This is a genomic window from Tabrizicola sp. (genome assembly GCF_030373185.1).
Classification (GTDB): Bacteria; Pseudomonadota; Alphaproteobacteria; order Rhodobacterales; family Rhodobacteraceae; genus Tabrizicola.
Window position 1 is genome coordinate 100870 of the sequence record NZ_JAUCZH010000007.1, and the last position, 14062, is coordinate 114931.

At 62.2% G+C, this 14062-nt stretch carries 14 protein-coding genes; 8 read left to right on the forward strand and 6 right to left on the reverse strand.

The window, feature by feature from the left end; genetic code table 11:
- Positions 1-36: 36 nt before the first annotated feature.
- The 6 genes from QUV21_RS13900 to glpD are packed head-to-tail and all read right to left on the reverse strand — an operon-like array spanning position 37 to position 5897.
- Positions 37-441 carry a DUF2160 domain-containing protein gene (locus QUV21_RS13900; RefSeq protein WP_300855745.1) on the reverse strand — a complete coding sequence of 135 codons (405 nt, stop codon included), beginning with the start codon at positions 439-441 and terminating at the stop codon, positions 37-39.
- Positions 441-1244, reverse strand: coding sequence for a carbohydrate ABC transporter permease (locus tag QUV21_RS13905; protein ID WP_300855746.1), 804 nt, complete (start codon positions 1242-1244; stop codon positions 441-443). The genes QUV21_RS13900 and QUV21_RS13905 overlap by 1 nt, the downstream gene beginning before the upstream one ends.
- Positions 1244-2116 (reverse strand): sugar ABC transporter permease, encoded by an 873-nt coding sequence (locus QUV21_RS13910; RefSeq protein WP_300855747.1) that lies wholly within the window; start codon positions 2114-2116, stop codon positions 1244-1246. The genes QUV21_RS13905 and QUV21_RS13910 overlap by 1 nt, the downstream gene beginning before the upstream one ends.
- Positions 2117-2119: 3 nt before the next feature.
- Complete coding sequence (locus QUV21_RS13915) at positions 2120-3205, reverse strand: ABC transporter ATP-binding protein (protein ID WP_300855748.1); 1086 nt, start codon at positions 3203-3205, stop codon at positions 2120-2122.
- Entirely contained in the window at positions 3206-4294 is a 1089-nt protein-coding gene (locus tag QUV21_RS13920) for an ABC transporter ATP-binding protein (protein ID WP_300855749.1), read from the reverse strand.
- Between the two features lie 10 nt (positions 4295-4304).
- Positions 4305-5897 carry a glycerol-3-phosphate dehydrogenase gene (gene glpD, locus QUV21_RS13925; RefSeq protein ID WP_300855750.1) on the reverse strand — a complete coding sequence of 531 codons (1593 nt, stop codon included), beginning with the start codon at positions 5895-5897 and terminating at the stop codon, positions 4305-4307.
- A gap of 249 nt (positions 5898-6146) precedes the next feature.
- Between glpD and QUV21_RS13930 the strand changes: the two genes are divergently transcribed.
- The 8 genes from QUV21_RS13930 to QUV21_RS13965 all read left to right on the forward strand — a co-directional run bounded on the left by QUV21_RS13930 (position 6147) and on the right by QUV21_RS13965 (position 14055).
- Complete coding sequence (locus tag QUV21_RS13930; RefSeq protein WP_300855751.1) at positions 6147-6908, forward strand: DeoR/GlpR family DNA-binding transcription regulator; 762 nt, start codon at positions 6147-6149, stop codon at positions 6906-6908.
- 178 nt (positions 6909-7086) lie between these two features.
- Complete coding sequence (locus tag QUV21_RS13935; RefSeq protein WP_300855753.1) at positions 7087-7803, forward strand: hypothetical protein; 717 nt, start codon at positions 7087-7089, stop codon at positions 7801-7803.
- 47 nt (positions 7804-7850) lie between these two features.
- Positions 7851-8102 carry a helix-turn-helix domain-containing protein gene (locus tag QUV21_RS13940; protein ID WP_300855755.1) on the forward strand — a complete coding sequence of 84 codons (252 nt, stop codon included), beginning with the start codon at positions 7851-7853 and terminating at the stop codon, positions 8100-8102.
- On the forward strand, positions 8102-9445 hold the full coding sequence (locus tag QUV21_RS13945; protein ID WP_300855757.1) for a type II toxin-antitoxin system HipA family toxin: 1344 nt from the start codon (positions 8102-8104) through the stop codon (positions 9443-9445). Before QUV21_RS13940 ends, QUV21_RS13945 begins: the two co-directional genes overlap by 1 nt.
- A 637-nt stretch (positions 9446-10082) precedes the next feature.
- Complete coding sequence (locus QUV21_RS13950) at positions 10083-11288, forward strand: cytochrome P450 (protein WP_300855758.1); 1206 nt, start codon at positions 10083-10085, stop codon at positions 11286-11288.
- A 33-nt stretch (positions 11289-11321) separates the two neighbouring features.
- Positions 11322-11510, forward strand: a complete 189-nt coding sequence (locus tag QUV21_RS13955; protein ID WP_300855760.1) for a ferredoxin — start codon at positions 11322-11324, stop codon at positions 11508-11510.
- Between the two features lie 2 nt (positions 11511-11512).
- Entirely contained in the window at positions 11513-12718 is a 1206-nt protein-coding gene (locus QUV21_RS13960) for an NAD(P)/FAD-dependent oxidoreductase (protein WP_300855762.1), read from the forward strand.
- Positions 12719-12741: 23 nt separating this feature from the next.
- A complete protein-coding gene (locus QUV21_RS13965) occupies positions 12742-14055 on the forward strand; it encodes a hypothetical protein (protein ID WP_300855764.1) in 1314 nt (437 codons plus the stop codon).
- Positions 14056-14062 lie beyond the last annotated feature (7 nt).

Here is a 14062-nt window from a genome sequence, read left to right on the forward strand (position 1 = left end):
TCTCCTCGCCCGCCCGGTGGCCTTTTTTTGCCCTGCCTAGACCCAGCGGAAGACCGCCACGGCATAGACAAGGGAGACGATCAGCGCGCCCCAAAGCGGCGTGCCGAGGAAAAAGAGCCAGCCCAGATTGATGAAGGCCGAGCCCAGAAGCGAAATGAACAGCCGGTCACCGCGCGTGGTCTCGATGCGCAGGATGCCCACGCGCGGGGTTTCGGGAAACCGGATCGCCAGCAGCGTCATGACCATCAGAAGGCTGGCGATGATCCAGAAGAACAGCGCGACCGGAAAGCTCCACGCCATCCAGAAGCCCGGCACAAGCTGGCCGGTCCAGTCCTTCACGCCATCGCCGCTGACCGGCACCGCCCAGACAAGAAGCGCAAGGATCGTGGCCATCAGGGCGGCAAGCCCGGCGTAGATCGTGGTCCAGCGGGTGGTTGTCATCAGACCCTCCCCAGGGCGAAGCCCTTGGCGATGTAGTTGCGGACGAAGTAGATCACCAAGGCACCCGGCACGATGGTCAGCACCCCGGCGGCGGCCAGCACCCCCCAGTCCATGCCCGAGGCTGACACCGTGCGGGTCATCGTGGCGGCGATGGGCTTGGCGAAGGTGGTGGTCAGGGTGCGGCTGAGAAGCAGCTCCACCCACGAGAACATGAAGCAGAAGAAGGCCGCGACGCCGATGCCCGACGCGATCAGCGGCATGAAGATCTTCACGAAGAAGCGCGGGAAGGAATAGCCGTCGATATAGGCCGTTTCGTCAATTTCCTTCGGCACGCCGCGCATGAAGCCTTCAAGGATCCAGACCGCCAGCGGGATGTTGAACAGACAATGCGCAAGCGCCACCGCGATATGCGTGTCGATCAGGTTCATCGCCGAATAAAGCTGGAAGAACGGCAGCGCGAACACCGCCGGGGGTGCCATGCGGTTGGTCAAGAGCCAGAAGAACAGGTGCTTGTCGCCCATGAAGTTGTAGCGGCTGAAGGCATAGGCCGCAGGGAGCGCCACGGTGATGGTGATGACCACGTTCAACGTGACGTAGATCATCGAGTTGACATACCCCATGTACCACGACGGATCGGTCAGGATCACGATGTAGTTGCGGAAGGTCAGGTCCGCCGGGAACAGCGTGAAGGATGAGGTGATCTCGGTATTCGTCTTCAGGCTCATGTTGATCAGCCAGTAGATCGGGATCAGCAGGAACAAGAGATAAAGCGTCATCACGATGGCAGAGCTGCGGATACGCATCAGCGGTTCTCCTCGCGGTCAAGGTTGGTCATGACGGTGTAGAAAACCCATGAGATCAACAGGATGACGCAGTAATACATCAGGCTGAACGCGGCGGCGGGGCCAAGGTCGAACTGGCCGGTCGCCATCTTCGCAAGGTCGATCGACAGGAAGGTGGTCGAATTTCCGGGACCGCCGCCGGTCAGCACGAAAGGTTCCGTATAGATCATGAAACTGTCCATGAAGCGCAGCAGGACAGCGATCAGCAGCACGCCCTTCATCTTTGGCAACTCGATATAGCGAAACACGGACCAGCGGGTCGCCTGATCGATCTTGGCCGCCTGATAATAGGCCTGCGGGATCGACTGAAGACCGGCGTAGCACAGCAGTGCGACAAGCGATGTCCAATGCCAAACGTCCATCACCACAACCGTGATCCAGGCATCAAGCGGGTCGTTGGTGTAGTTGTAGTCAAACCCCATGGCAGCCAGCGTGTGACCCAGAAGGCCAATGTCCACCCGGCCGAAGATCTGCCAGATCGTGCCGACAACGTTGAACGGGATCAGCAAGGGCAGCGCCATCAGCACAAGGCAGAAGCTGGCCCAGAAGCCCTTTTTCGGCATGTTGAGTGCAATGAAGATGCCCAGCGGCACCTGAATTGCCAAAATGATCAACGAAAACAGTATCTGCCGGCCCAGCGCGTCATGCAGGCGGCTGGAGGTGACCATTTCCTCGAACCACTCCAGCCCGGTCCAGAAGAAGGCGTTGTTCCCGAAGGTGTCGTTTACCGAATAGTTCACCACTGTCATCAGCGGCAGGACCGCCGAAAAGGCCACCAGCACCAGCACGGGCAGGATCAGGAACCAGGCCTTGTTGTTCTGGGTCTTTTCCATGGCTCAGGCCCCCCCCCGAGTCTCGGCCGGCGCAACACGCCAGTCGTTTGCGTAGACATTCACCTTGCCCGTCGCGAAGCTGACCCGCGCGCCATCTGCCGGAACGCTCATCCCCTCGGGCAGGATGGCGCTAAATGGTTGGCCCGCCAGTTCGGCGCGCACAATCCGGTGTCGCCCGACATCCTCGACCCTCTTGACCGTCACCGGCAGGCCTTCATCCGAGATCAGCACATATTCCGGCCGGATGCCGATCTGGGTGCGGCCCGTTGTTGGCCCATAGGCCGCACCCAGTGGCACCGAAACGCCTTGCAGGCGCGCCTCGGATCCAGCGATTTCGGCGTCCAGGAGGTTCATCCCCGGCGAGCCGATGAAGTAGCCGACAAAGGTATGCGCCGGGGTCTCGAAGAGTTCTTCGGGCGTTCCCATCTGCACCACGCGACCGTCATGCATGACCACCACCTTGTCGGCGAAAGTCAGCGCTTCGGTCTGGTCATGGGTGACATAGATCATCGTATGCCCAAACTCGCGGTGGAGCGATTTCAGCTGGGTCCGCAATTCCCACTTCATGTGGGGGTCGATCACGGTCAGGGGTTCGTCGAACAGAATGGCGTTCACGTCCTCGCGCACCATGCCGCGACCAAGGCTGATCTTCTGCTTGGCATCGGCCGTCAGCCCGCGCGCCTTGCGGTCCAGCATCGCCTCCATCCCGATCATCGCGGCGATCTGGTCGATGCGCCGCGCGATATAGGCGGGGTCCATGCCCCGGTTGCGCAAGGGAAAGGCAAGGTTCTGCCGCACGGTCATCGTGTCGTAGACCACCGGAAACTGGAACACCTGCGCGATGTTCCGTTCCGTCGTCTCGGCGTCGGTCACGTCACGCTCGCCGAAGAGGACACGGCCTTGCGACGGGCGCACCAGTCCGGAAATGATATTCAGAAGCGTGGTCTTGCCACAGCCCGAGGCACCCAGCAGCGCATAGGCGCCGCCATCTTCCCAGATATGGTCCATTTCCTTCAGGGCGAAATCGTCCTCGCCCTTGGGATTGGGCAGGTAGCTGTGCGCAAGGTTTGAAAGCGTGATCCGGGACATTCAGGCCGCCAATGCATAAGGCGCGGGGGCGGCAAGGCGGCCCGCGGTGTCGAACAGATAGACATGCGCCGGGTCGAGATAGATCGACACCTGCGCCCCGGCGTCCATGGGATGCACGCCGTGGATCAGGCCAACCCAGCGGTCCGGCCCGTGGTTCAGGTGGATAAAGGTTTCCGACCCGGTGATCTCGGTTGCCCCGACGGTGCAGCGAAACTCTACCGCGTCGCCGGAATGGCGGTTCAGCGTGACGTGGTTCGCGCGGAAACCCGCCACGAACTCCCCATCCGGCAGGGCTGCCATCGCGCCGGTGGCAGATGCATGGGCCGCATCGCCAAAAGTCAGGCGCGCGGCCTCTTTCCGGCAGGACACGAAGTTCATCGGCGGATCGGAAAAGACCCGCGCCGTGGTCGCGTCACCCGGCAGCCGGTAGACCGATGGCGTCGGGCCGAACTGGGTGACCCGGCCTTCCCAAAGTGTCGCGGTATTGCCGCCCAGCAGAAGGGCTTCTTCCGGCTCTGTAGTGGCGTAGACAAAGATCGCGCCCGAAGCCTCGAAGATCCGGGGAATCTCGATCCGCAACTCCTCGCGCAGCTTGTAGTCAAGGTTTGCCAGCGGTTCGTCCAGAAGCACCAGCCCCGCGCCCTTGACCAGCGCCCGCGCCAGCGCGCAGCGTTGTTGCTGGCCGCCCGACAGCTCCAGCGGCTTGCGCGACAGCATCGGCGTCAGGCGCAGCATGTCGGCGGTTTCGCGCACCGCACGGTCAATCTCGTCCTTCGGCTTGCCCATCAGTTTCAAAGGCGAGGCGATGTTGTCGTAGACTGTCATTGCCGGGTAGTTGATGAACTGCTGGTAGACCATGGCCACGCGGCGGTCCTGAACCTTGACGCCGGTCACATCGCGGCCTTCCCACAGGATGCGGCCGGCGGATGGCTGATCCAGCCCGGCCATCAGGCGCATCAGGCTGGTCTTGCCCGAAAGGGTCGGGCCAAGCAGGACGTTCATGGTGCCGTTCTTCAGCGTCAGTTCGGTAGGCTGGATATGCACCCTGCCCGCAACCGACCGAGACACCCCTTGCAGTTCAAGCGTCATCCCGCCCCCCCTATTCCGCTGCCGGACGGATCGCCCGCGATCCGGCTTCCGCCATGAAGCGGTCAAGCGCCGCGATCTGATCCGCCGTCATCCGCAGCCCCAGCTTTGACCGCCGCCAGACCACATCTGCCGCCATCGCCGCGTATTCCCGGCTCATCAGCCAGCGCACCTCGGCCTCGGTGAGCGTGGCGCCGAAATCCTGCCCCAGCGCATCGACGGTGCCAGCCTGTCCAAGGATCGTGAAAGCCTCGGTCCCATAGGCGCGGATCATCCGGCCCGCCCAATAGGGCGTCAGGAACGGAAACTGCGCGGCCAGCCTTGCGGTCAGCGCAGCCACATCGCCTTGCGGAAAATCGCCGCCCGGAAGCGCCACGCGCGCCGTCCAGGCGGCAGTCGCCTTCGGGAAGAAGGGCGTCAGCTTGGCCAGAGCGGATTCCGCAAGCCGGCGATAGGTTGTGATCTTGCCGCCAAAGACGTTCAAGAGCGGCGCGCCGTTCTGGTCAAGGCTGAGGACGTAATCCCGCGTCGCCGCTGTGGCGGACTTGGCCCCGTCATTGTAAAGCGGCCGGACGCCGGAATAGGTCCAGACCACATCATCCTTGGTGACCGGCTTGGCGAAATACTGGGACGCGAAGGTCAGAAGATAGTCGCGTTCTTCCTCGGTGCAGACCGCCTCTTTCGGGGCGCCGGCATGAACCTTGTCGGTGGTGCCGATCAGGGTGAAGTCCTGCTCATAGGGGATGGCAAAAATGATCCGCCCGTCGCTACCCTGGAAGAAATAGCAGCGGTCATGGTCATAAAGCCTGCGCGTGACGATATGGCTGCCGCGCACCAGCCGCACCCCTTCGGTCGAGTTGATGCGCGCGACGTTGCGGATCACATCCTCGACCCACGGCCCCCCCGCGTTGACCAGCGCGCGGGCCTGATGCAACTGGCGGCCCTGCGGGCCTTCGGTGGTGATCTGCCACAGATCGCCCTGCCGTTCGGCGCTGATCACCCGCGTCCGGGTCATTATCCGCGCGCCCCGCGCAGCGGCATCGCGGGCGTTCAGAACCACAAGGCGCGAATCTTCCACCCAGCAATCGGAATATTCAAAGGCGCGGCGAAAGCCTGGCTTCAATGGCTTGCCCGCCGGATCGCGGGTCAGGTCAAGGCTGCGGGTCGCGGGCAGGATCTTGCGACCGCCCATCGTGTCATACATGAACAGCCCCAGCCGGATCAGCCACGCCGGACGGCGACCCTTGGCCCAAGGCATCACCCAACGCAGAAGCCGAGAGGTGGGCGTATCGCTTTCAAACCGCATCTCAGGCGACAGCGGCAGCACAAAGCGCATCGGCCAACTGATATGTGGCATGGCGACCAGCAGCGTCTCGCGCTCTTCCAGCGCCTCGCGAACCAGACGAAACTCGAAGTACTCCAGATACCGCAACCCGCCGTGAAAGAGCTTGGTCGAGGCCGACGACGTCCCCTGCGCCAGATCGCCCTGTTCGGCCAAAGTGACCGACAGACCCCGACCCGTGGCGTCACGGGCAATGCCGCAGCCGTTGATGCCACCGCCGATGATGAAAAGGTCGCTGACGACCCCTGACTGCGTATCTTTCAACTGGGTTCCTCCCCCGGCGCCAACCTGTCCCAGTTGCGACGATTCCGTCAATGTCTTTTTTCGTTTTGATGCGCTTTTTCCCAAAGCGAACATTATCGCGCAGTTTCTCAACGACATTTCTGCACACGCTGCCATTCTTTGCTGCAGAAGCAAACAAACGAAACGTTTCACGCTTTAGAAAGGCGCTGACAGACGCTTCGCATCATGGCAGAACAGAAAACCTGAATGAACGAAAAGAAAGGATAGCGGGTGGCGCTCAACTTCCGTCAGACCGAGATTCTGGAGATTGCCCGCGCCGAAGGCCGCGTGGTGGTTGAAGACCTCTCCCACCGTTTCGATGTCACCTTGCAGACCATAAGGCGCGACCTGTCCGATCTTGCCGATGCAGGCCATCTGGACCGGGTGCATGGCGGGGCCGTTCTGCGCACCGGGGTGGCCAACATCGGCTATGAAGCGCGGCGGCGAATGCACGAAGGCGCCAAGGCCGCCATCGCCAAGGCCTGCGCGGCGGCGATCCCCGACAATTGCAGCCTGATCCTGAACCTTGGCACCACGACCGAGGCCGTCGCGCGGGAATTGCTGACCCACCGCAACATCACGGTGATCACCAACAACATGAACGTGGCGAACATCCTTGTCGCCAATCCGGGCTGCGAAATCGTGGTGGCCGGTGGCGCCCTGCGCCGCACCGACGGTGGCCTTGTGGGCGAACTGACCACCCAGTTCTTCGAGCAGTTCAAGGTCGATTACGCGGTGATCGGCGTCTCGGCGCTGGACCGCGACGGCGATCTCTTGGACTTCGACCTTGCCGAAGTGCGGGTGTCCAAGGCCATCGTCCAGCAATCACGCAAGACCTTTCTGGTCTGCGATCACTCCAAGCTGGACCGCTCCGCCCCAGCGCGGCTGGCCTCGTTGTCGGAAATCACCACATTGTTCACCGACCTGCCCCTGCCGCCCGACCTGATGCGGAAATGCGAGGCATGGGGAACCGCCGTGCAAGTGGCCGAGTGATTGCCCTGTGTTTACGCAGCCCGGCTTGATGTCCGGGGCGCGAAGGCATCGTGATGCGGGAACACAATGCGGTCATTGGTGGACTTGAGCGAGGAAAGCTCGAACCTCCTTTTCCAAGTTCTTCAGGACTGGGAGCACCATCTCGCATCATTAGACCTTGAGGGTCTGGGGTGCGGCAATGACCATCACGCGCCATGATTTCAACAAGATAGCCAAAGGCAAGCGCGAGGCTCCGTTCTCGGTGCGCCTGACCTTTGAAGAGCGCGCCAAATTGGAAGCGGCAGCGAATGGCGTGCCGCTAGCTGCCTACATCAAGGCCAGGCTCTTTGATGGCGACCTCCCGCAGGTTCGGCGTCGCAACACCAACCCTGTGGAAGACCATCTAGCATTGGGGCGAGTGCTCGCTGCGCTGGGACGCTCAAAGCGGACAAAGCAAGACCCCAAAGCGATCATGGAAACCATGCAGCAGTGTTGGGCCGGATCGGATAGCGGCCAAGCGTTCGAAACAGCCCTGCGGGAGCGTGGGTATTTCCTCGCGCGCGGTGATCAGCGCGGCTACGTCGCCGTGGACTGGCGCGGCGAGATCTACTCCCTAAGCCGTACCACCGGAGCCAAGGCCAAGGACCTGCAAGCCCGTCTCGGTGACGCGCTCGACCTTCAATCGGTCGAGCAAGCAAAGGCATTTGTCTCGGAGCGTATGACGCCAAAGCTGAAAGCCTGGGCTAAAGAAGCCGAAGCTCTAGCCGAAAAGCAAAACCTCGCAGCACAGTTTCAGCGCGAGCAGATGGTTCAGCGGCATCGGCACGGTCCGCACCTACTTATGTCCCATAGATCATGCTCTTGGTTTATGATCCAAAGAACATTTTACTTCATTATGATCCACAGGACATATTGACAAGGTATGATCCTTAGATCATAATATCGGATAGAAGGATCATCGTCATGAAACAAATTGCACGCACACCGAAGGACATCGGCCACGCCCTGCGCGCCGCGCGTAAGGCAAAGAAGCTCACTCAGGCGGAGCTAGCCAGCCGCTCCGGCATCTGGCAGCGCACCGTCTCCACCATCGAGACCAATGCCAGCGGTGCGAAGCTTGACACGGTCTTCGACCTTCTCGCCGCACTTGACCTCGAAATCCAGATCGTACCGCGCAGCAAGATGAAGCCTGGCGAGCTTGAGGACATCTTCTGATGGGCCGTAAACGGACTTACGCGCCGCTCGATGTCTTCATGAACCGCCGCAAGGTCGGGCAGTTCTTCCGCGAGCCTGACGGGGCATTTGCCTTCGACTATGCGCCTGAGTGGCTGGACTGGAGCAACACCCTGCCAATCTCGCGCTCCCTTCCGCTGCGAAAGGAGCGCTATGTTGGCCCGCCGGTCATAGCCGTCTTCGACAACCTGCTGCCCGACAATGACGATATCCGCAGACGCGTTGCTGAACGCATCGGCGCAGACGGGCTGGATGCTTACAGCCTGCTCGCTCGCATCGGACGGGACTGTGTGGGCGCTTTGCAGTTTTTGCCGGAAGGCGAAGTCCCAGAGGCTTCAGAAGGCCTGAGCGGTGAGCCCCTGAGCGACGATCAGATCGCCGCCATGCTGAAAGACCTCAAACTTACGCCGCTCGGCATCCGGCGAGAGAATGACTTCCGGATTTCGGTCGCCGGTGCGCAGGAAAAGACAGCGTTGCTCTTTCATGATGGGCAATGGATCGAGCCCACAGGCACGACGCCAACAACGCATATTTTCAAGCCTGCCATCGGCAGGCTGCCGAACGGGATGGACTTGACCGACAGTATCGAGAACGAGCATTTCTGCTTGCGGTTGCTGGCTGGTTTCGGCTTGCCGGTTGCCAGCACCGAGATTGCTACCTTCGCAGACACGAAGGTGCTGATCATTGAGCGCTTCGACCGGCTGCGCACTCGCGACGGAAGGCTGATCCGCCTGCCGCAAGAGGATTGCTGCCAGGCACTGTCTGTGCCGCCGACGCGCAAATATCAGAATGAAGGCGGTCCTGGGATCGTCGAAATCTGCGAACTGCTCCAAGGGAGTGACGAGCCGCTCCGCGACCGCGCCAATTTCTTCAAGGCCAATGTGCTGTTCTGGCTGATCGGCGCTACAGATGGTCACGCCAAGAACTTCAGCATAGCACTAACACCAGGCGGGCGTTTTACGATGACCCCGCTCTATGATGTCCTCACCGTGCAGCCAACGCTGGAGGCGGGTCAGCTTCAGATCAAGGACATGAAGATCGCAATGCGGGTGGGCAAAAGCCGCCACTACAAGGTCTCGGAAATTCTGGGGCGTCACTTCATCGAAACAGGTCTGGCCGCAGGATTTTCGCGCGAGCAACTTGGTCAGATTTTCAAGGAAATCGAAGCAGACGCCGAAAAGGCGTTTGCCGAGGCCTTAGCGCAGATGCCTGCGGGCTTCCCCGCCGGACTGGTCGAATCCGTCAAGCGCGGGTTCGACCAGAGGATCGCGCGCCTCCTCGGTCAAGTCGGTCGCTGCCTGATAGCGCGCAAGGTCGAAGAGTAGCGGATCAACGAAAACCAGATCGCGCAGTACCGGCCAATCCATCAGCCACACATCGGGCCAGGTCCTCGGGTCTAGAAGGTTTTCCGATCGTAACTTCTGCCTGTAAAGCCACGCGAGCAGGCACACCATGCGGTCTAGGATCGTCTGGGTCGCCTCTAGGTCCGCCTCGTATTCGCGAAGATAGGCTCGCTGCTCTTTGCGAAACCTAGCCAGCGCTTCCAGGTCGGGTGGCCCCTCGTCCTCGTTCATGCCCGCACCAACTGGACCACCTCGCCCGAGGTGGCGCCTGTAGCGAACCGAGACCAAGCGTTCATCAGATCGCCGAACCGCACTTAGGAGGCCTCACTTCAGCAGCCATCCGGGCTGTGGCATCCAAATCCGGTTCGCACCAAACCTGATAGATGACGGTGAGCTGCAAGGGCCGGTGCCGGTAGCAAATAGCGCTCTCACTGATGCAGACGTGCAGCGGCAGTGGAAATCCGCAGCAAATGCCCCATGCGCGATACCGGCATTCGGGACTCAGAAATTGCCAGCAAAAGAAATTTCTAACGATTTTAGATATACTTAAGCCTGCCATGGCAGTTCTGGCACGAAATATGCTCACAGGAAGGAAAGAGGCCAAACCTGGAAGACCGCCATGACCGATGCTCCGCTTGCTGATGCTGCTTACCTAAACGTCGCTGACCCTGATTTTTCAATCCGCTCTCAACAGGTCAGCGATGCGCGAGCGCGCAATTGGTATGCCCGCACGCCCTATGGCCTTGCAGTGCTGCGCTATGACGAAGTGCAGAAGATGCTGCGCCATCCGAAACTGCGGCAGGGAAGCCATCTTTGGCCGCAGCACAATGGCGTGACGGACGGCAAGTTCGCGACATGGTGGTGCAACATGCTGCTTTGCGTCGAGGGCGACACGCACGGGCGCCTGCGGCGGATGGCGAACCCGGCGTTCAGCCCCAAGCTGATTGCCGATCTGCAGCCCAAGTTTCAGGTGCTGGCAAACCGATTGATTGACGCCTTCATCGACCGTGGGACATGTGACTTCATCGCCGAGTTCACCGAACCCTATGCCACGGGGGTGATCTGCGACCTGCTTGGCTTGCCGTTTGAGAAATGGCGCGAACTGGCCGATATTGCCGCCGACATGGGGCTGGCGCTGGGGGTGACCTTCAAGCAAGACCTTCCGAAGATCGAAACCGCCGTCGCCCGCCTATTCGATTACGCCGAACAGCTGGTGATCGACCGCGAGGCCAACCCGTCCGAAGATTTCATCGGCCTGCTGGTCAAGGCCAACCGCGAAAATCCGGATCAGCTGTCGCGGCAGGAAATGCTGGACATGATCGTGCTGGCCATCTTTGGCGGCATCGACACCACGCGCAACCAGATCGGGCTGGCGATGGACATGTTCGTGCAACACCCCGACCAATGGGCGCTGCTCGGCGACCGGCCCGAACTGGCGAAAGCCGCGGTCGAAGAGGTGATGCGCACCCGCCCGACCACCACCTGGGTCACCCGCGCCGCGACCGAGGATTTCGAATTTCAGGGCCTGAAAATCGCCGAAGGCACCACGCTGCATCTGTGGGGTCAAGCGGCAGCAATGGACCCTGCGGCGATGGAGAATGCCGAAAGTTTTGACATCACCGCCGCGCGCAAACCGCATTTCGGCTTTGGCGGCGGCACGCATCATTGCCTTGGCCACTTCATCGCTCGCGGTGACATGACGGCGGCTTTGGCGCTGATGGCGGCCCGGATGAAGAACCCGCGTTTTGCCGGCGAGGTAGTATGGCTGCCCGATAGCGGCAATACGGGCGCAGTCAGCATGCCGTTGGCTTTCGACAAGGCATGATGCGGTGAAATGTCAATAAAACTGGGGTTTTGAATGAAGGTTCACGTCGATATGTCGATCTGCCTGCTGCATGGACAATGCGTCATTGCGGCCCCGCAGGTGTTTTCCTTCAATGATGACGGCGGTCTGGTCTGGATTGCCGATTGCGACGAAGGCTTGCGCAGTGATGCCGAGGCCGCCGCCGATGCCTGCCCCGAGCAGGCCATAGTGATCGACGGCTGACGGTGGGTCCGCGCGTCCTTGTCATTGGGTCCTCACTGGCCGGGTTGCGCAGCGCCGAGGCGGTGCTGGCGGCACTGCCGGACGCGCGGGTCACGCTGGTAGGCGACGAGCCGCACGCGCCCTACAATCGCCCGCCCTTGTCAAAGGAGGCATTGGCCGGGCTAGTTGCGGGCGACGCAGGGCTGGACAAGCTAACCTTCCGGCACCGGCTGGACGCAGGCGCGGTAACGTGGCGGTTGGGGGCGCGGGCGATCTCTGTCGATGCGGCGAACCGTGCCGTTCGGCTGGGCGATGGCGAGGCGCTGCCCTATGACTGGCTGATCGCCGCGTCGGGCCTGCGGCCCCGACGGCTGGCCTTTCCGGGGGGCGAGGCGCGGCATGTGCTGCGCGGCATTGACGATGCCCGGCAGCTGGCGGCAGCGATACGCCCCGGCGCGCGGATGCTTGTGGTCGGTGCCGGGTTCATCGGTTGTGAACTGGCCGCAACGGCGATGAAGCTGGGCCTTTCCGCAAGCGTGATCGAGCCGGCAGCACAGCCGATGCTGGCGGCTCTGGGGCCAGATGTGGCTGCGGCGATGGCCGGTTTTCATCGGGCGCGAGGGGTGGATCTGCGCTGCGGCCTATCGGTCACCGGGGATGAGAACGGCGCGCTGATCTTGTCGGACGGCAGCCGGATCGACGGGGATCTGACGGTCGAGTCGGTGGGATCGGTGCCGAATGTCGAATGGCTATCCGGCGCCGGGCTGGATCTGACGAATGGTGTCTTGTGTGATGCCACGCTGACCGCACTGGGCAGCGACCGCATCCTTGCCGTGGGCGACGTGGCGCGCTTTCCGAACGCGCTGTTCGACGCCACGCCACGCCGTGTGGAACATTGGTCGATCCCCGGTCTGACCGCCAGACGCGCTGCCGAAACCATCGCGGCGCGAACCGCCGGGGCAGAACCGCCAGCGCGCTTTGCCCCGCTGCCCGGCTTTTGGAGTGATCAGCACGGGCTGCGGCTGCAAAGCTTTGGCGCGCCCGGTCTGGGCGACGAAATTCGGGTGCTGGAAGGCGAGTTGGCCGCCGTTGGCCAATCACCCTGTCTGGTCGAATACCGCCGCGCAGGGCGGCCCGTCGGCATCCTTGGCCTTGGTGCTGCACCCGCTGCACTGGCGCAGCACCGCGCGCGCCTTGATCGCGTCTTGAATGAAGCAGTGGCGGCATGAACCGCACCGAAAGGGAGAGTGTGATGACGGACCTGAAGGACGCTCTGGACCGGCTTGGCGCCGAGGTTGTGCATGTGGGGCAGTTCGACCTTGCCTCGGTCTTCCGCGAGCGCCGCCTGCGCCGGGCACAGTTCGTGCAATGGGCCGAAGACCCGCGCTTTGCCAATGTGATCGCGCATTGGGACATCGCCGACAGTCTGTTCGGCGGCAACCGGTTCTACACCGAAACGGTGGAAATCGACTCTTCATCGATCCGGCGCAACCCCAGCGAGCCGGGCGCGGTAACGATGATCGCGGAATTGTCCGGCGATGCAAAAGAGCTGATGCCGCGCCAGGTGCTGCGCCGCCAGATCGAGCGGGCGGCGAAGATGGGGTTCAAGGTGGATGCCGCCTTTGAATTCGAAGTGATCCTGCTGGACGAAGACGCGCAATCGGTGCGGGCCAAGGGATTTGAAGGCCTGCAGAAATTCGCCCCCGACAACAAATGCTGGTCCGGCACCACGGCCAATGCCGAAGCCGCCTTCATTGCCGCGTTCGAGGCCGAAGTGCTGGGCCACGACATTGCGCTGCACGGCCTTGGCGTCGAATTGGGGCCGGGCTGTCTGGAAGGCACGCTGGCCGCGACCGAAGGGCTGCGCGCGGCGGATGATGCGGCGTTCTTCCGTCTGGCCGCAAGGTCCTTTGCCCGCAAGCACGGCAAGACCGCCAGCTTCATGCCCTATCTGGGTGCGGAATATCCCGGCATCGGCGGCCATTGCTGCCTGTCCTTGCGCGATGCGAAAACCGGCAAGAACCTGTTCTCCAGCCCTGATGGCAAGACCAATGCGCTGGCCGGCCAGTTCATCGCCGGCATGATGGAGATCGTGCCGCAAGCCTTCGCCATGTGTACCAGCACGGTGAACGCCTATCGCCGTCTGGCTCCGGGCAGTTGGGCGCCGAAATCGCTGACTTGGGCGGAGCATCCCTTTACCGTGGCGGTGCGGTCCGCGCCGCATGCGGGGCCGTCGGCGCGGCTGGAATTCCGGGTGCCGCCCGCCGATTGCAACACCTATCTGACGCTGGCGATGATGCTGGGTGCCGGGCTGGACGGGATTGAGCGCAATCTGCCCGCCCCGGCTGCCACCCTGTCCGGTGGGCCGGACCATGTGCCCGAAGGCGCCCAGCGCTTTCCCCGCGACCTTGCCGATGCCGCCGACCGGATGGCCGACAGCGCCACCGTCCGCCGCATCTGGGGCGATGCCTTTACCGACAATTTCGTGGCCGCCTGCCGCGCCGAATACGCCAGCCTCGCCAAAGCGGTCAGCGCCGAAGAGCGCGCCCGCTACCTTGAGGCCTAAGAGACAA

Bases quoted from the DNA above. Each gene is read 5' to 3' on its own strand.
- QUV21_RS13965 (WP_300855764.1), top strand. From the start codon at position 12,742: ATGACGGACCTGAAGGACGCTCTGGACCGGCTTGGCGCCGAGGTTGTG.
- QUV21_RS13945 (WP_300855757.1), top strand. From the start codon at position 8,102: ATGGGCCGTAAACGGACTTACGCGCCGCTCGATGTCTTCATGAACCGC.
- QUV21_RS13910 (WP_300855747.1), bottom strand. From the start codon at position 2,116: ATGGAAAAGACCCAGAACAACAAGGCCTGGTTCCTGATCCTGCCCGTG.
- QUV21_RS13935 (WP_300855753.1), top strand. From the start codon at position 7,087: ATGACCATCACGCGCCATGATTTCAACAAGATAGCCAAAGGCAAGCGC.
- QUV21_RS13920 (WP_300855749.1), bottom strand. From the start codon at position 4,294: ATGACGCTTGAACTGCAAGGGGTGTCTCGGTCGGTTGCGGGCAGGGTG.
- QUV21_RS13955 (WP_300855760.1), top strand. From the start codon at position 11,322: ATGAAGGTTCACGTCGATATGTCGATCTGCCTGCTGCATGGACAATGC.
- QUV21_RS13905 (WP_300855746.1), bottom strand. From the start codon at position 1,244: ATGCGTATCCGCAGCTCTGCCATCGTGATGACGCTTTATCTCTTGTTC.
- QUV21_RS13950 (WP_300855758.1), top strand. From the start codon at position 10,083: ATGACCGATGCTCCGCTTGCTGATGCTGCTTACCTAAACGTCGCTGAC.
- QUV21_RS13915 (WP_300855748.1), bottom strand. From the start codon at position 3,205: ATGTCCCGGATCACGCTTTCAAACCTTGCGCACAGCTACCTGCCCAAT.
- QUV21_RS13900 (WP_300855745.1), bottom strand. From the start codon at position 441: ATGACAACCACCCGCTGGACCACGATCTACGCCGGGCTTGCCGCCCTG.
- QUV21_RS13940 (WP_300855755.1), top strand. From the start codon at position 7,851: ATGAAACAAATTGCACGCACACCGAAGGACATCGGCCACGCCCTGCGC.